Raw genomic sequence first — 17,312 nt, forward strand, 5'->3', positions numbered from 1 at the left:
CCGGCGCCTGCTTGGCAAACGTGGCTTGCGGCCTGGCGGCACTTACTTGGCGAACACCTGGCTGAGGTCGCCGAAGGCCTTGAACTCGAGCGCGTTGCCCGACGGGTCGAGGAAGAACATGGTGGCCTGCTCGCCGACCTGTCCCTTGAAGCGCACGTGCGGCTCGATCACGAACTGCGTATCGGCCGCGCGCAGCCTGTCGGCCAGCGCTTCCCATTCGGGCATCGGCAGGATCGCGCCGAAGTGGCGCACCGGCACCTCGTCGCCGTCCACCGCGCTGGTGGCGCGATGGCCGCATTCCTGCGGCGCCAGGTGCGCCACCACCTGGTGGCCGTAGAAGTCGAAGTCGATCCAGGCGTCGGAGCTGCGGCCTTCGGGGCAGCCGAGCAGGCCGCCGTAGAAGCGGCGCGCTTGCGCCAGGTCGTTGACGGGAAAGGCGAGGTGAAACAACGGGATGGCGCTCATCGGGGGCTCTCGGGGGGACGGGTTGGCCGGTTCCGCGCCGCGGCCGGCGCGGCGCTGGTCCGTTGATTGTAATCAGCAGAACTCGTAATATGAAACGAATGTTTTCTGCTCTGAGTATCGAAAGTTTCTATATATGATCCGCTACTTCCAGACCTTCCTCGTGGCCGCCGAGACGGCCTCCTTCTCCGCGGCCGGCGCGCGGCTCGGGCTGACCCAGTCCGCCGTCAGCACGCAGATCCGCCGGCTCGAGGAAGACCTGGGCTGCACGCTGTTCGACCGCGCCGGCAAATCGGTCGCGCTGAGCGGGGACGGGCGCCGCCTGCTGCCGGAGGCGCGCCGCTTCATCGACCTGTACGAGTCGATGAAGGGCCACGCGCAATCGGCCCCCGACACCGCGCCGCTGGACCTGGGCGCGGTCTCCACCGTGCAGGCCGCGCTGCTGCCGCGCGCGATGAAGCGCTTCCGCGACGGCTTTCCGAAGACGCACGTCAACGTCGTCCCCGGCATGTCCACCCAGCTGCTCACGCAGGTGGACGCGCGCGAGCTCGACGTGGCCGTGCTGGTCAAGCCGCGGCTGGGCATCCCGCCGGAGCTGAAGTGGGTGCCGCTGATGCAGGAGCGCTTCGTCGGCATCGCGCCCAGGGGCGCGCCGCGCGACCTCAAGGCCGCGCTGGCGGCGCTGCCGTTCATCCGCTACAACCGCCATTCGATGGGCGGTCAGCTGGTGGACCGCTACCTGCGCCGGCACCGGCTGTGGGTGGATGGCGGCATGGAGCTGGACGAGCCGGCGGTGATCCTGCAGATGGTGAGCGAAGGCCTGGGCTGCGCCATCATCCCGGCCGAGCTGGTGCCGCTCGGGCGCACGCGCAACGTGGTGGAGATCCCGCTGCCGGGCGAGCCGATGTTCCGCGAGATCGGCGTGCTGGTGCGGCAGTCGGCGCTCAAGCGGGCGCCGGTGGCGGGGCTGATCGAGGCGCTGGTGGCGGTGGCGGCGCAGGCGCGCGAGCGCCCGCGGGCCGGCGGCGGCGCGCCTAGAGCGCGTAGCGCACGGTGAGATAGAACGTGCGCTGCGGGAACGGGTGGAACAGGAAATACTTCCGGTTGTTCAGGTTGTCCACGCCGAGCGCCGTGCTCCAGTGCTTGTCGAATTCGTAGCGCACGCGCGCGTCCATCACGAAGAAGCTCTGGAAGCCCTGGTAGGTCGCCGGATTGACGTCGGTGTTGTCGACCGTGGCGTACACGCGCGAGCTGTAGCGGCCCGCCAGCGTGTAGGTCCATTTGTTGTCGGGCCGGTACGTGGCCGCCAGCGTCGCGCGCCAGGTCGGCACGTAGGGCACGCGCTTGCCGGCGGCGGTGGCGCCCGCCACGGTGGGCACGTAGCTGTCGTCGGAGAGGATGCGCGAATCGACATAGGTGGCGTTGCCCGAGAGCGAGAGCCCGCGGATGAGCACGTTGTCCTGCTGGCCGGCCAGCTCCACGCCGGTCTGGCGCGTCTTGCCCACGTTCTGCGTGAACGATACCGGCGTGGCGAAGCCGGCGATGTTGGAGGTCTGCGAGATCAGCGCGTTGGAGACGTATTCGTTGAAGACCGACAGGCGGATCTTGCCGTCGCTGTCGTGGCGCTCGATCGCCAGTTCGCTCGACAGCACGCGCTCGGGCTGCAGGAACGGGTTGGCCTGCGTGAAGGTGGTGCCGGTCTGCACGCTCTGGTACAGCTCGCCGACCGTGGGAAAGCGCAGCGCCTTGCCGAAGGAGCCGGTGACGGACCAGCGCTCGGTGGCGTCCCAGGTGAGCGAAGCCTTGGGCGAGAAGCCGGACTGGTCCACGCTGGGCTGGCTGATCGACACGCCCGCGCCGTTGCTGCCGAGCGAGAAGTTGTAGCCGTCGTAGGCGCGCCACCATTCGTAGCGCCCGCCCAGCGTGGCCTGCACGCCGGGCGCCACGCGCCAGACGTCCTGCAGCCACAGCGCGGTGGTCTGGGTCTTGCCGAGCGAGTTGCTGAACAGCGCGCCGCTGCTGCCGGCGGTCCAGTCCGCCGTGGTGTAGGTCGGGCTGACCAGCTTGAACTGGTCGTAGTGCGCGCCGAAGCTGACGATGTTGGCGCCGGCCACGCCCTGCGGGCGCCAGGTGCCCTTGAGGTCGAGCGTGGTCCAGCCGGTGCCGCTCATGTCGGTGGCGCGCCCGGGGCCGCCCGTGAGCGCGGCCGGGTAGGTGCCGGTGGACAGGCGGCTGAGGTCGCGCAGGTAGTAGAAATTGCTGACCGTCGCCTCGCCGTCGAACACGCCCTGCGTGTGGCTTTCCACCTTGAGGCTCTGCATCAGGTGCTGCTGTTCGACGTTGTTGCCGGTGAATTGCCCGGCGATGGTGCTGGCGTTGTAGGCGAAGCCGCCGATGTTGACGCTGCCGCCGCCGCCGCCGTAATAGGGCGTGCCGCCGGCGGTGCTCAGGTAGGTGCGGGCGCTGGCCTTCGCGTCGTTCTGCCAGTAGCCGAGCGAGTAGACCGCGCTGACCGCGGGCGTGAAGTCGTAGGCCAGCTTGATGGCGGCGTTGTCCTGCAGCGTGTGCTGGAAGTTGCCCGCGCCGATCACCTGGATCGCGCCGCCGGTGCGGTTGCGCTCGGCAAAGGCGCCGCTGACGACCGGCAGCGCGGCGCCCGCCGGCGTGGTGGACTGGGTGACGGTGCCGAAGCTCAGCGGCTGGCTGAAGCTGTTGAGATGGCTGGCGCTGAACCACCACGACAGCTTGCCCGCGCGGTCGCCCAGCGTGAGGCTGTACTGCTGGGACGGCTCGTTCTCGCTGGTGCCGTACTGGCCGAAGTGCTGGATCGCGCCGGTGACTTCGATGCTGCCTTCCAGCTTCTTCGGCATGCGCGTGGCGATCTCCGTCACGGCGCCGTAGGAGTTGCCGGGGTAGGCGGCGGAGAACGGGCCGTACATCACGTCGATGCGCTCGACCTGCTGGGGCGCGACCATGAACCACTGCGGCGAGCCGTTGCCGTTGTTGTTGTTCACGAGCGTGGACAGCAGCACGCCGTCGGCATAGATCAGGCTGCGCGCGCTGGCGTTGATGCCGGTGGTGCGGGTGGCCATCGGCGACTGCGTGTCGCCGATGAAGCGCTTGCGCACCAGCACGTCGGGCAGGTACTTGAGCATGTCTTCCGTGCCCATCGCGTTGATGGTCTCGGCTGCCTGCTGCGCCGTGATGCCGGCGGTGGTCTGCGGCAACTGGTTCTTCTCGGCGAACGAGCGCGTGCCGGTCACGCTCACGGCGGGCAGGCTGTGGTCGTCGGCGCCGGTTTCGCCGGCGGCTCTGGCCGGGTTGCCGCCAGCCTCCTGGGCGTGGGCGCCGGGCGCGGCCAGCGCGGCGCAAAGCAGGGTGCGGGCGGCCGCGGGAGCGGCCTCGCGCAGCGCGGTGCGGCCGCGGGAAAGCATCTTGTGCATCTGGGTCTACCTCGAATCGATGTCCGTCGCCCGCATGCCGGTGCATGCGGACGCCGCGGGCGCGCAGGGGCGCCGCGGATACTCAGGGGCGCAGACGAGGCAGGGCTGGCGGGGCGCGCGGGCGTCCCGAGGGGAACGCGCCGAGCGGCACGAACCGGGTGAAGAGCGCCGCCGCGGCGACGAAGGCGATCAGCAGGACGAGCGTGGGCGGCGGCGCGGGCATGGCGGGCGCCGCCGGATGATCGGCCAGCAGGTCGCAGTAGCCGCAGGCGGCGAGGTCGGCGGCCGCCGGCTGGCGGGCGGCATCGTCGGGATGGGCGGCGGAGCAGATGTAGCCGGCCGGGTCGGCGGCATGGGCGGACGCCACGAACTGGCTGACGACCGGCGCGAACACGATCAGCCACATGGCGAGCAAGCCGAGCCATGCGGTAGTCGAGATGCGTTTGCGGGGCGTCATGTGGGTGTGCGATCGGGGCGCGTGCAGTCTACCCGAAGCGGGACGCGGCCGGGGCCGCGCGAGCCGTGGCATTTTGACACATTGGCGGTGGCGGATGCCATGCCCGGCGGAAATGGCATGCGCGTCACAACGGTGGCGGCGGCCGGCCCGGCAGACCGGTATTCACGCCGGCGCGGGCTGGAGTAGACTGAATGCACGGATGCCCACCACGACCTGCTTCGGAGTTGAAATGGACACGCATTCCACCAAGGAACGAGCGCAAAAGCGTCCGTCGGACCGGACCTTGAATGTGCTCTCTGTGCTCGTGGGACTGGTCACGCTTGCGCTCGGCATCGCCTGGCTCATCTACAAGCGCTACGTCGACCTGGACCTGCCGTATTTCGCGATTCCGCTGGTGCTCACCATCCCGGTGATCGTGGCGGCGGCATTCCGGAGTCTCTGGGACTAGCCGCGCCGGCGCCCGGGCAAGGCCCGCGCGCCAGGGAGCCATCCGGCTGCCGCAAACGAAAAAACGGCCGGGCCGGCCCCGATCCTCGGGGCGGCCCGGCCGTTTTTTTCGGGCCGGTCCTGCTTAGCCTTGCGTGGCGGCCAGCGCAGCGTTGAGCGTCTTGCTCGGGCGCATCACGGCTTCCAGCCTGGCGGAGTCGGGCCAGTAGTAGCCGCCGATGTCGGCCGGCTTGCCCTGCACGTCCGACAGCTCGCCGACGATGGTCTTCTCGTTGTCGGTCAGCTTCTTGGCCAGCGGCGCGAAGTGGGCGGCCAGCTTGGCGTCGGCGGTCTGCGCGGCGAGTTCCTGGGCCCAGTACATGGCCAGGTAGAACTGGCTGCCGCGGTTGTCGAGCTGGCCGGTCTTGGGCGACGGGCTCTTGTTGTTGTCGAGCAGCTTGCCGGTGGCGGCGTCGAGCGTGGTGGCCAGGATCTTGGCGGCGGCGTTGCCGGTCTTGAGGCCGAGGTCTTCCAGCGACACGGCCAGCGCCAGGAATTCACCGAGCGAGTCCCAGCGCAGGTGGTTTTCTTCCACCAGTTGCTTGACGTGCTTGGGCGCCGAGCCGCCCGCGCCGGTTTCGTACATGCCGCCGCCGGCCATCAGCGGGACGATCGACAGCATCTTGGCGCTGGTGCCCAGTTCCATGATCGGGAACAGGTCGGTCAGGTAATCGCGCAGGATGTTGCCGGTGACGGAGATGGTGTCCAGGCCGCGGATCACGCGCTCCAGCGTGTAGCGCATGGCGCGCACCTGCGACATGATGTGGATGTCCAGGCCCTTGGTGTCGTAGTCCTTGAGGTAGGTCTCGACCTTCTTGATCAGCTCGGCTTCGTGCGGGCGGTACGGGTCCAGCCAGAACACGGCCGGCATGCCGGAGTTGCGCGCGCGGGTGACGGCCAGCTTGACCCAGTCGCGGATCGGCGCGTCCTTGACCTGGCACAGGCGCCAGATGTCGCCCTGCTCGACCTGCTGCGTCAGCGCGGCCAGGACTTCGCCAGTGGCGTTGTCGACGACGCGGGCTTCACCGTCTTCGGGGATCTCGAAGGTCTTGTCGTGCGAGCCGTATTCCTCGGCCTTCTGCGCCATCAGGCCGACGTTCGGCACCGTGCCCATCGTGGTGGGGTCGAAGTTGCCGTTGGTCTTGCAGAAGTTGATGATTTCCTGATAGATGCGGGCGAAGGTCGATTCCGGGATCAGGCACTTGGTGTCCTTCGGACGGCCGTCGGCGCCCCACATCTTGCCGCCGATGCGGATCATGGCCGGCATCGACGCGTCGACGATCACGTCGTTCGGCGCGTGCAGGTTCGAGATGCCCTTGGCCGAGTCCACCATCGCCAGTTCCGGGCGGTGCTCGTGGCAGGCGTGCAGGTCGCGGATGACTTCCTCGCGCTTCGATTCCGGCAGCGCCTCGATCTTGGTGTACAGGTCGATCAGGCCGTTGTTGACGTTCACGCCCAGTTCGTCGAACAGCTTGGCGTGCTTGGCGAAGGCGTCCTTGTAGAACACCTTGACGGCGTGGCCGAACACGATCGGGTGCGACACCTTCATCATGGTCGCCTTGACGTGCAGCGACAGCATGACGCCGGTCTTGCGCGCGTCTTCCATCTGGTCTTCGTAGAAGGCCAGCAGCGCCTTCTTGCTCATGAACATGCTGTCGAGGATCTCGCCGTCGAGCAGCGCGATCTTGGGCTTGAGCACGATGGTCTTGCCGCTCTTGGTGACCAGTTCCATGCGCACTTCGCGCGCGCGGTCCAGCGTGGCCGACTTTTCGCCGTGATAGAAGTCGCCGTGCTTCATGTGCGCCACGTGGGTGCGCGAAGCCATGCTCCACTCGCCCATGCTGTGCGGGTTCTTGCGGGCGTAGTTCTTGACGGCGGCGGGCGCGCGGCGGTCCGAGTTGCCTTCGCGCAGGACCGGATTCACGGCGCTGCCCAGGCACTTGGAATAGCGCTGGCGGATGGCCTTCTCTTCGTCGGTCTTCGGATCTTCCGGGTAGTCGGGCACCTTGTAGCCCTTCGACTGGAGTTCCTTGATGGCGCTGACCAGCTGGTGCACCGAGGCGCTGATGTTGGGCAGCTTGATGATGTTGGTGTCCGGCAGCAGCGTCAGGCGGCCCAGTTCCGCCAGGTTGTCCGGCACACGCTGCTCTTCGGTCAGGAATTCGGGAAATTCGCCCAGGACGCGCCCAGCCACCGAGATATCGCTGGTCGTGACGTTGATGCCGGCCGGCGCGGTGAACGTGCGGATGATAGGCAGAAAGGCACTGGTCGCCAGCAGCGGGGCTTCGTCGGTCAGCGTGTAGATGATGGTGGGCTGGGTACTCATTGCTTACCTCAAGGTCAAGAAATAGGTAGGGAAGGCGCCGCCGGCTGGATCGCAGTCCGCGGTAAATGTGAGATTTTGCCTGATTTTGCTTTCAGAGGCCTGACTTTGGCCCGCTTTCTTGCGCCCGGCGCCGTAAATGCACCTGAATGGTGCGTAAAAACGGGCCCTCCGCGCCGCGAGGCCGTGCCGGCGGCGGCGTGAGCGCTGCCGGCGGGGGCGGCCATCGGCGGTCCGGCCGCCGCCGGCCATGCCGCGTTTGCGGCGCACGTGTCGCGGCGTCCGGGCAGGCCGCCGGCTCCGCGCGTCCTGGCCACGCCGGCGCGGCGGTCGCCGGGTGGAACGGCCGGCGTGTTCTCCGCCTCGCCGCTTTCCTCGTGCTCGCTTCCCATACGCGTTCCGCGCGCCGTCGCTCTGCGCGCCCAAGCCCGCGCGCCCATTTCCATATCGCCGTTCCAGCGCCCCGATTCGAATATCCGTGGCCGCGCTTTGTGTCTGAAATGTTTCCATTGCAGCCATATCGGTATCCCCATATGGGCTGTGCGGCACATGCATTTCACTCTGTTACTTCAAGCGGGTGACTTTAATACTTGTCATATGGCGCACCCGTATCCCGCGCACTACTATCGCCCTCGGGTTTGATCGACGGGATAAGGCGAATCCATTTTTATTATTCCGCAGAAAATCCCGTCAATCTCGCCGACCAATTAAAAGTTGGTGCCTTTTATTCATATGAACAGGAGTAATTAGTGAAGAAGAACGCAATCGTTTTTTCCATCGCCACGCTGTTTGGCCTGGCCGCTGCGCAAACCGCGTTCGCGCAATCCGCGGGCAAGGTGAAGTTCAACGGTGAACTGGTGAGCAGCACCTGCTCGATCACCGCCGGCGACGAAGACAAGACCGTCACGATGCCCACGGTGTCGACCACCGCGCTGGCCACCCAGGGCGCTACCGCCGGCGCCACCTCGTTCACCATCGGCGTGACGCAGTGCTCGGCGGACCTGAACACCGTCAAGGCGCATTTCGAGATGGACAACATGGATCCGGCCACCCGCAACCTGAAGAACCTGGCCACCACCAACCCGGCAGGGAACGTCAACGTGCAGCTCGTCGACGGCGACGGCGGCGCGCCGATTCCGCTCGGCGCCGGCGGCAAGCCCGTCAACCTCACCGGCACCGGTGCCGCGCGCGGCGCGACGCTGACGTACGGCGGCCAGTACTACGCCACCGCCGCCACCACGGCCGGCAAGGTGGAGTCGTTCGCCCGCTTCACGCTGGCCTACAACTAAATCGATCCGCCGGGATCGGCGAATTCCGGGCTGTCTCGCCAGAGGCGGTTCGGAATTTTCCGGAAAAAGAATGAAAAGGAGTATTGCGTGCGCTTATGGAAAATCGGCGCCTTCATGGTGGCCATGATGTTATTGCCGGCGCAGGCAGCCGTCGTCATTACCGGAACGCGGGTCGTTTATCCGGAGCAAAGCCGCGAGGTCAATGTACGCATGACCAATATCGAAAATTCCCCGGTGCTGGTGCAGGCGTGGATCGACGACGGCGACGTCAATGCGCAGCCCGACGAAATCCAGGTTCCCTTTGTCCTGACGCCGCCCGTGTTCCGCATGGAGCCGAAGAAAGGGCAGACGCTCAGGGTGATGTACGCGGGCGAGAACGCGCCGCCGGAGCGCGAATCGCTCTACTGGCTGAACGTCCTCGAAATCCCGCCCACGGCACAGGACGCGGCCAGCCGCAACCTGCTGCAGTTCGCCTTCCGCACCCGCATCAAGCTGTTCTACCGGCCCGCTGCGCTGCAGGAAGACCCCGCCGCCGTGCGGGCCCGGTTGAAGTGGCGGCTGGTGCCGGGCGCGAAAGACGCAAAAGACGCAAAAGACGAGAAGGGCGGCGGCCCGGTGCTGCGCGTCGACAACCCGACCCCGTACCACATCTCGTTCAGCCGCGTGACGCTGAAGTCGGGCGACAGGGAAACATCGTTCAACCAGGACATGGTGGCGCCGTTCGGCCATCTCGATTTCGAGCGCAAGCAGGGCGAGCCGGGCCTGGTGAAGGCGCCGGGGCTCGTTTCCTACGGGCTGCTCAATGACTACGGCGCGGAAGTGAAGGACACGGCAAACGTGGAAACAGTGGAGTAAGTGGACCAGGCGGTAAAACGATTGGGGGTGAGCTGAGTGGCTGGCGTAGTAAGCAGGGCAATGCAGGGTGGACCGCAGGGCGGCGATCATGGCGTTTTCCGCTGCCGTCAAACGGTTTCGGCAGCGATTCTGGCCTTCGGCGCGGGAGCGTGGGCCGTGGATGCATCCGCAGAGGAGGCCGGCAAGCTCGCCGTGACGCGCCGGCCAAGCGTGGAACTGGCGGCGCTGTCCCCCAGCGCCGCCCCGCAGATCCTGGCCGACGGCATGCCGCCGCGCGCGCCCGCCAGCCGCCAGGAACCCGCCGAGCCGCTGGTGGTGGCCTTCAATTCCGCCCTGTTCGCCGGCAAGGGCGTCGACCTGACGCGCTACGCGCGCGGCAATCCGGTCGAGCCCGGCACCTATCCGGTCGACGTCTCCGTCAACGGCGCCGGGCGCGGCCGCCTGGAGGTCGAGTTCCGCGCCGTGCCCGGCAGCGAGACCGCGTCGCCGTGCTTCACGCTCGCGACGCTGGAGCGGCTCGGCGTGGACAGCCAGGCGGTGGTGCGCCAGCTCAAGGGGCTGGACGACGAGGACGCCGACGCCACCGTCGACGCCGCTCGCGCCACGCTGGACCCCGAAACCTGCCTGCCGCTGCGCGAGGCACTGCCGGGCGCCAGCGCCTCGTTCGACAGCGCCGACCTGAAGCTCGACCTCACCATCCCGCAGCTCGCCATGAGCAAGACGCCGCGGGGGTACATCGACCCCGCGCGCTGGGACAACGGCATCGACGCCGGCCTGCTGCAATACAGCCTGAACACCTACACCAGCGAGCAGAAGACCGGCACGCAGGATTTCAGCAGCGCCTATCTCGGTTTGCAGAGCGGGCTGAACATCGGTGCCTGGCGCTTCCGCCAGCGCTCCACGGTGAGCTGGATGAGCCGCGGCGCCGGCGTGGGCTGGCGCAGCCTCGAGGCCTACGCGCAGCGCGACATCACCGCGCTGCGCAGCCAGTTGACCGCCGGCGACAGCTACACCAGCGGCGAGGTCTTCGATTCGTTCGGCGTGCGCGGCGTGCAGCTCGCCAGCGACGACCGCATGCTGCCCGACTCGCTGCGCTCGTACGCGCCGGTCATCCGCGGCGTGGCGGACACCAACGCGCGCGTGATCGTGCGGCAGAACGGCAACATCATCTACGAAGCGAGCGTGCCGCCGGGCCCGTTCGAGTTCACCGACCTGCCCGCCACCGGCTACGGCGGCGACCTCGAGGTCACGGTGACGGAGTCCGACGGGCGCGCGCGGCAGTTCTCCGTGCCGTTCGCCTCGGTGGCGCAGATGCTGCGTCCAGGCAGCTACCGCTTCAGCGTGGCGGCGGGCCGCTACCGCGATGCCGCGCACGGCGCCACGCCGTGGGTCGCGCAGGGCACCTACCAGCACGGCCTCACCAATCTCGTGACGGCCTACGGCGGCGTGCTGGCATCGGCCGGCTACGTCTCGAGCGTGCTCGGCTTCGGCCTGAACACGCCGATCGGCGCGATCGCGTTCGACGCCACCGCCGCGCGCACCGAGCTGCCGGGGCGCGGCAACCGCAGCGGCATCAGCACGCGCGCCAGCTACAGCAAGATGATGCCGGGCTCGCGCACCAATTTCTCGCTGGCGGCCTACCGCTATTCGACGCCGGGCTTCTACAGCCTGGGCGACGCGGTCCGCGCGCGCGAGGACCACGCCGGCGCCGGCGGCGCCGACGACTATCGCGACTATCGCGACTATCGCGCGCGCAGCCGCCTGCAGGTGAACGTCAACCAGCAGGTCGGCACGCGCAGCGCGTTCTATGTATCGGGCAGCACGCAGAACTACTGGGGCACGGCGCGCGGGCGCGACCTGCAGTTCCAGTTTGGCTTCAGCAGCGTGTTCCGGCACGTCGGTTATTCGCTCTACGCGCAGCGCGCCACCGACGGCAACGGCCGCACGGTGACGCAGGTCGGGCTGAACCTGTCGATTCCGCTCGGCCGCGCCACCGCGGCGAACCGCAACACGTTCAGCTTCCTGTCGGCATCGGCATCGCGCGATTCGAGCGGCAACAGCGCGCTGCAGACCAGCCTGTCGGGCAGCCGCACCGACATCGGCCTCGACTACGGCGTCAACATGGCGCGCATCGTGAGCGGCGACAGCACCAACGCCTCGCTCGGCGGCTACGGCACGTACCGCTCGCCGGTCGGCACGGTCACGGCGAATGCGTCGCTGAACAACCGCACGCGCCAGGCGTCGCTCGGCGCCACGGGCGCGGTGGTCGTCCACCGCGGCGGCGTGACGCTGAGCCCCCCGCTCGGCGCCGCCGCCGCGCTGATCGAAGCCAAGGGGGCGAAGGGCGGCAAGGTGATCAACGGCCAGGGGGCCTCGATCGACCGCTTCGGCTATGCCGTGGTTCCGTCGCTGATGCCATACCGTGCCAACACGGTGGCGCTCGATCCGGCCGCCATGCCCGACGACGTCGAGCTGAACAACACCAGCGAGGAAGTGGTCCCGCGCCTGAATGCCGTGGTGTTCGTGAAGATGGCCACGCGCCTGGGGCGGCCGCTCATCGCCACGGTGCGCAAGGCCGACGGCAGCCCGCTGCCGATGGGCGCCGAGCTGTTCGACATGTCCGGCAAGTCGCTGGGCGGCATCGGGCAGGGCGGCATGACGTTCCTGCGCGGGCTCGAGGGCAGCGGCGCGCTCACGGCGAAGTGGGGCGAGCGCGCGGAGGAAAGCTGCACCGTGCCCTACGCGATTGCGCCGGCCGGCCTGCAGGCCAGGAAAGGCGCCACCACGCTGCGCGTGCAATGGCGCTGCCGGCCGTCCGCATGAGGGCATCGGCATGCGCGTCCACATGAAGACATCCGCGCCGCCGCCCGGGGCGCCCGCCCGCGCGGCGGCGCGCCATCCCGGCCGTGCGCCGGCCCAGCAATCCACTTCGTCGGGCGAACCGAAATGACGACACAGAGGCATACGTTGAAACAACTTGCGCGCGGCGCCCGGCGGGCCGCGCTGGCCGCGCTGGCGCTGGCATGGACCGCGCCGGCCGCGTTCGCGGCGGGCTCGCCGACCGTCACGCTGAACTTCACCGGCACCTATCACGCGGTGTCGTGCACGGTCGCGGCGGGCGCGACGGACCAGACCGTCACGCTGCCGACCATCTCGACGCGCGTGCTGACCGCCGCCGGCGAGACCGCCGGGGCCACGGGCTTCCACATCCCGGTGCAATGCGACAGCGGCGTGGACTCGGTCATCGCCTATTTCCAGAGCGGGCCGACCACCGACCCCGGCACCGGCAATCTCCAGGTGCAGGACCAGGCCGGCCTGCAAAGCGCGACCCGCGTGCAGGTCCAGCTCACCAACGGCGACGGCTCGCCGATCAAGGTGGGCGACCGCTCGACGGTCAGTCCCGTGCCGGTCGAAGGCCGGACCAACCTGCAGATCCCGTTCTTCGCGCGCTATTTCGCCACCGGCCAGACCGGCGCCGGCGTGGTCCAGACCTACGTCACCTACATCCTCCAGATGCCGTGACGGCGGCATCGCTCCATCCAGACATTTCCTCGCATGAACCTCGGAACACCCGGTGCATCGTTGCGCCCGCTGATGCACGACACCGCGCTGCATCTCGCCCTGCTTTCCCACGGCGCGCAACTGCCGCCCCTCCACGTCTGGCGCGCGCGCTGCGCCGGCCTTGCCGAAACGCTGGCGCAGGCGCTGCGGGACCGCGGATACGCCGACGCCGCGGTGAGCGAGATCGGGCTGGCGCACTGCGTGCTGCTCGACGAGGTGACGCTGCGCAGCCTGCCGCCGGGCCAGCGCGACGACTGGATGCGCGAGACGCTGCAGGCGCGCTTCCACGCGGCGCAGGACGGCACCAGCCGCGTGCGCGTGCGCATCGAGGCGCTGCTGAACTCGGCGGCGCCGTCGCCGGCGCTGCTGGACTGGTATGACCTCGTGCTCGAACTCGGTTTCCTGGCAGGGCGCGACCTGCGGCAGGCGTACCGCCGCCGCCTGGCGGCGGCCGCGGGGCGGCACCCGGAAGAGACGGCCGGCGCGCGGGCGGAACCGGACGGCGGCGCAGGCGCGCCGGAGCAGGCCGCGGCCGACGGCCGCGAGCTGCCGGTCGTCCTGGTGCTCGGCCCCTACGCGGGTGCGCTGTTCGCGCGCGAGGCATCCCGCGCCACGCTGCGGCGCGACGACCGCGCGGTGTGGCTGCGCGTCGATACGCCCGCGCAACTGGCCGAGACGATGGCCAAGGTCAAGGCATCGCGCGGCCGTTTCCCCGACGCGGCGCTGATTCCCGTGCTGCCCGAAGGCGACGACGAGGCGACGCTGCGGCGCGAGTTCGCGCAGTGGCAGCACGTGCTGGCGACCGCGCTGTGCCATCCCGGATGCGTGCTGCCCTGCTATCTCGCGGTGTATGCCTGCCTGGGCCCGCTCGGCGCGCAGGCGCCGGCGCCGCGGGAGCCGCGATGGTTCGGCGATGCCGTCGATTTCGGCGCGCCGGTCCTGGCCGGCACCGGCCACGTCCGCGAGCGCCTGCGGGCGCTGCGCGCGCAACTGGAGCAGGCGCCGCCGCACGGCAGCGCCGCGCGCGGCGCGCTGGGGCTGGCGGTGTTCGAGTGGCTCGACGCCGCGGCGCTGCTGTCGTCGCTGTCGTCGCTGGCGAACACCGCGCCGCTGGCGCTGCAGGGCCTGCTGCTGGCCGACCTGGCGCAGACGCCGGTGCGGCCTGGCGCGTGGTCGCGCTGGCTGGTCGGCCGCACCGGCATGCAGCCGCGCCTGACGACGCCGGCGACCGGGCCGCTGCCGGTGCCCGTGCCGGTCGGGCAGCCGCTGCCGGCGGCGGCGCCGGTGGCCGCACCCGCACCCGCACCCGCACCCGCACCCGCACCCGCGATGGTTCCCGAGGCGGCATTCGAGGCGGAATTCGAGGCGCCGCCGGCGCAGGCGTTCCACGCCGTGCTGACGCCGCTGGCCGCCACCACGGCGCCGGCCGCGAGGCCCGCTGCGCCGCCGCCGCGCAGCCGCGCGCGCCCGTGGCCGCACCGGCGGCCGCTGCTGCTGGCAACCGCGACGCTGGCCTTCGGGCTGGGCATCGCGGCATGGGCGAATCATCAGGCCATCCTGCGTGCCTTCCCCGGCCTGTATGCCTACTGGCACACAGGCGAGGAGCATGGCGACGGTACTTCGGCGGCGCTGGCGCCGCTGGACCGCGCGCTGGACGAGCTGGCGTCGCGCCACCCGTCCCAGCCCGCGGTGCGCATCGACAGCCTGTCGCTGTTCGACAGCGGCAAGGCGACGTTCGCGCCGGGCGCCGCGCGGCGCGACCTGCAGGACGTGCTGGACCGCATCCGCGCGACGCCCGGCCAGCGCATCCTGATCGCCGGGCACGCCGACGGCGAAGGCTCGGCCCAGGCGAACTTCGTGCTGTCGGAAGCGCGCGCGCGGGCGATCCGCGACTGGTTCGTCGCGCAGGGCCCCCTGCCCGTCACGCGCTTCGCCATCCAGGGCTACGGCGACACGCGCCCGGTGGCCGACAACCGCAGCGCGGCAGGCCGCGCGCAGAACCGCCGCGTGGACATCTTCTTCATTCCCGAGAGCGCGGCGCGGTAAGCCGTTGCGCCCGGCACTTCACGCGCCGCGCCGCCCCGGCGCGCGCGTGGTCCGGCGCCAGGAGCAGCGTCGTCATCTTCATTTTCACGGCGTCAATAAATTCAGAGTCGAAAGCCATTTTTCGAACAATTCCCATATAAGCGGTACAACCAAACACGTAGCATTGCGACTGGTTTTATTGGGAATTCTAAAAACGAAGAATTTTTCAATAGATTTTTACCAAAAGACATAAGGCTGGAGAGTTCATGTCTGTCATTTCAAACAGTTCACAGAAATTCATCGCGCGCAACCGCGCGCCGCGCGTCCAGATCGAGTACGACGTCGAGATCTACGGCTCGGAGAAGAAGGTCGAGCTTCCGTTCGTGATGGGCGTCCTGGCGGACCTCTCGGGGAAGCCGCTGGAGGCGCTGCCCGCCGTCAGCGACCGCAAGTTCTTCAACATCGACATCGACAACTTCGACGAGCGCATGAAGGCCATGCAGCCGCGCGTGGCGTTCTCGGTGCCGAACACGCTGACCGGTGACGGCCAGATGATGGTCGACATGACCTTCGAGAGCATGGAGGATTTCTCTCCCGCGGCCATCGCCAGGAAGGTCGACGCGCTGGCGCAACTGCTGGATGCGCGCACGCAGCTGGCCAACCTGCAGACCTACATGGACGGCAAGTCCGGCGCCGAGAACCTGGTCAGCAAGGTCCTCAAGGACCCGGCGCTGCTCAGCGCGCTGGCCAAGGCGCCCAAGCCCGAAACGGAAAAGAAAGGCGCCGCCGCACCGGCGGAAAAACGCTGATTTTCGTTGAAGGAAAAGATTGAATCTGGACTAGTCCACAGGAGTAGAAATGGCTGTACGTGAATCACAATCCCGGTCCGCCGAGGCGACGCTCGCCACGCAACCGGATTTCAATGCCTTGCTGTCGCGCGAATTCAAGCCGAAGACCGAGCAGGCGCGCGAAGCGGTGGAAGGCGCGGTCAAGACGCTGGCCGAGCAGGCCCTGGCCAACTCGATCACGATGTCCGATGACGCCTACAAGAGCATCGAGGCGATCATCGGCGAGATCGACCGCAAGCTGTCCGAGCAGATCAACCTGATCCTGCATCACGAAGACTTCCAGAAGCTGGAGAGCGCGTGGCGCGGCCTGCACCACCTCGTCACCAACACCGAGACCGACGAGAAGCTGAAGATCCGCTTCATGGACGTGTCCAAGGACGACCTGCGCCGCACCATGAAGCGCTACAAGGGCGTGGCCTGGGACCAGAGCCCGTTCTTCAAGCAGATCTACGAAGAGGAATACGGCCAGCTCGGCGGCGAGCCCTATGGTTGCCTGGTGGCCGACTACTACTTCGATCACACCCCGCCCGACGTGGACCTGCTGGGCTCGATCGCCAAGGTGGCCGCCGCCGCGCACGCGCCGTTCATCACCGGCGCCTCGCCGTCGGTGCTGCAGATGGATTCGTGGCAGGAACTGGCGAACCCGCGCGACCTGACCAAGATCTTCACGCAGAACCTCGAGTACGCGCCGTGGAACTCGCTGCGCAATTCGGAGGACGCGCGCTACATCGGCCTGGCCATGCCGCGCTTTCTGTCGCGCCTGCCCTACGGCATCAAGACCAACCCGGTCGACGAGTTCGGCTTCGAGGAATCGACCGACGGCGCCGACCACCGCAAGTACGCGTGGTCCAATGCCGCCTACGCGATGGCGGTCAACATCAACCGCTCGTTCAAGCACTATGGCTGGTGCACGCTGATCCGCGGCGTGGAGAGCGGCGGCGTGGTGGAGAACCTGCCGTGCCACACGTTCCCGACCGACGACGGCGGCGTGGACATGAAGTGCCCGACCGAGATCGCCATCTCGGACCGCCGCGAGGCGGAGCTGGCCAAGAACGGCTTCATCCCGCTGATCCACCGCAAGAACACCGACTACGCCGCGTTCATCGGCGCGCAATCGCTGCAGAAGCCCGCCGAATACTACGACGCGGACGCCACGGCCAACGCCAACCTGTCGGCGCGCCTGCCGTACCTGTTCGCCTGCTCGCGCTTCGCGCACTACCTGAAGTGCATCGTGCGCGACAAGATCGGCTCGTTCAAGGAACGCAGCGACATGCAGACGTGGCTCAACGAATGGGTCATGAACTACGTCGACGCCGATCCCGGCAATTCCTCGCAGGACACCAAGGCGCGCCGCCCGCTCGCGGCCGCGGAAGTGGTCGTGGAGGACGTGGAAGGCAACCCGGGCTACTACCAGGCCAAGTTCTTCCTGCGCCCGCACTTCCAGCTCGAAGGCCTGACGGTATCGCTGCGCCTCGTCGCCAAGCTGCCTTCGGTCAAGGAAGCCGCCTGACGCCCGGCCGTGCCGCCGCGGCACGGCCACCCCACACACACGATGCGAGGCCG

General features: G+C 68.5%; 14 protein-coding genes. 9 read left to right on the top strand and 5 right to left on the bottom strand.

Annotation, left to right across the window (positions count from 1 at the left end; genetic code table 11):
• Nucleotides 1–42: 42 nt before the first annotated feature.
• Nucleotides 43–465 (bottom strand): VOC family protein, encoded by a 423-nt coding sequence (locus tag K206_RS0107435; RefSeq protein ID WP_020201784.1) that lies wholly within the window; start codon nt 463–465, stop codon nt 43–45.
• Between the two features lie 133 nt (nt 466–598).
• Here K206_RS0107435 and K206_RS37720 point away from each other — a divergent pair, with 133 nt between their 5' ends.
• Nucleotides 599–1,519 carry a LysR family transcriptional regulator gene (locus K206_RS37720; protein WP_020201785.1) on the top strand — a complete coding sequence of 307 codons (921 nt, stop codon included), beginning with the start codon at nt 599–601 and terminating at the stop codon, nt 1,517–1,519.
• Here the strand turns inward: K206_RS37720 and K206_RS0107445 are convergent.
• Nucleotides 1,497–3,905, bottom strand: coding sequence for a TonB-dependent receptor (locus K206_RS0107445; protein ID WP_020201786.1), 2,409 nt, complete (start codon nt 3,903–3,905; stop codon nt 1,497–1,499). The two genes, K206_RS37720 and K206_RS0107445, sit on opposite strands and share 23 nt — an antisense overlap.
• Nucleotides 3,906–3,987: 82 nt before the next feature.
• Nucleotides 3,988–4,362 carry a DUF2946 domain-containing protein gene (locus K206_RS0107450; RefSeq protein ID WP_043365765.1) on the bottom strand — a complete coding sequence of 125 codons (375 nt, stop codon included), beginning with the start codon at nt 4,360–4,362 and terminating at the stop codon, nt 3,988–3,990.
• Between the two features lie 283 nt (nt 4,363–4,645).
• Between K206_RS0107450 and K206_RS0107455 the strand changes: the two genes are divergently transcribed.
• A complete protein-coding gene (locus K206_RS0107455) occupies nt 4,646–4,810 on the top strand; it encodes a hypothetical protein (protein WP_020201788.1) in 165 nt (54 codons plus the stop codon).
• A 123-nt stretch (nt 4,811–4,933) separates the two neighbouring features.
• On the opposite strand, the gene K206_RS0107460 is transcribed toward K206_RS0107455, so the two are convergent.
• Nucleotides 4,934–7,174, bottom strand: a complete 2,241-nt coding sequence (locus tag K206_RS0107460) for an NADP-dependent isocitrate dehydrogenase (protein ID WP_020201789.1) — start codon at nt 7,172–7,174, stop codon at nt 4,934–4,936.
• A 746-nt stretch (nt 7,175–7,920) separates the two neighbouring features.
• Here K206_RS0107460 and K206_RS0107465 point away from each other — a divergent pair.
• Nucleotides 7,921–8,460, top strand: coding sequence for a fimbrial protein (locus K206_RS0107465; RefSeq protein WP_020201790.1), 540 nt, complete (start codon nt 7,921–7,923; stop codon nt 8,458–8,460).
• Here K206_RS0107465 and K206_RS44620 read toward each other — a convergent pair.
• A complete protein-coding gene (locus tag K206_RS44620) occupies nt 8,457–8,585 on the bottom strand; it encodes a hypothetical protein (RefSeq protein ID WP_255359634.1) in 129 nt (42 codons plus the stop codon). The genes K206_RS0107465 and K206_RS44620 overlap by 4 nt on opposite strands.
• On the opposite strand from K206_RS44620, the gene K206_RS0107470 reads away from it, so the two are divergent.
• The 6 genes from K206_RS0107470 to tssC all read left to right on the top strand — a co-directional run bounded on the left by K206_RS0107470 (nt 8,548) and on the right by tssC (nt 17,259).
• Entirely contained in the window at nt 8,548–9,315 is a 768-nt protein-coding gene (locus K206_RS0107470; protein ID WP_029043337.1) for a fimbria/pilus periplasmic chaperone, read from the top strand. The two genes, K206_RS44620 and K206_RS0107470, sit on opposite strands and share 38 nt — an antisense overlap.
• A 264-nt stretch (nt 9,316–9,579) precedes the next feature.
• The gene (locus tag K206_RS0107475) at nt 9,580–12,138 is read left to right on the top strand and encodes a fimbria/pilus outer membrane usher protein (RefSeq protein ID WP_052165807.1); all 2,559 of its coding nucleotides are present in this window, start codon (nt 9,580–9,582) and stop codon (nt 12,136–12,138) included.
• 123 nt (nt 12,139–12,261) lie between these two features.
• Nucleotides 12,262–12,837 (top strand): fimbrial protein, encoded by a 576-nt coding sequence (locus K206_RS0107480; RefSeq protein ID WP_052165805.1) that lies wholly within the window; start codon nt 12,262–12,264, stop codon nt 12,835–12,837.
• Between the two features lie 33 nt (nt 12,838–12,870).
• Nucleotides 12,871–14,922, top strand: a complete 2,052-nt coding sequence (locus K206_RS37725; RefSeq protein ID WP_081651348.1) for a DotU family type IV/VI secretion system protein — start codon at nt 12,871–12,873, stop codon at nt 14,920–14,922.
• A gap of 245 nt (nt 14,923–15,167) precedes the next feature.
• A complete protein-coding gene (tssB, locus tag K206_RS0107490; RefSeq protein WP_020201795.1) occupies nt 15,168–15,710 on the top strand; it encodes a type VI secretion system contractile sheath small subunit in 543 nt (180 codons plus the stop codon).
• A gap of 49 nt (nt 15,711–15,759) precedes the next feature.
• Nucleotides 15,760–17,259 carry a type VI secretion system contractile sheath large subunit gene (tssC, locus tag K206_RS0107495; RefSeq protein ID WP_029043338.1) on the top strand — a complete coding sequence of 500 codons (1,500 nt, stop codon included), beginning with the start codon at nt 15,760–15,762 and terminating at the stop codon, nt 17,257–17,259.
• Nucleotides 17,260–17,312: the final 53 nt, after the last annotated feature.

Source organism: Cupriavidus sp. WS (assembly GCF_000395345.1).
In the GTDB taxonomy this organism is placed as follows: Bacteria; Pseudomonadota; Gammaproteobacteria; order Burkholderiales; family Burkholderiaceae; genus Cupriavidus; species Cupriavidus basilensis_B.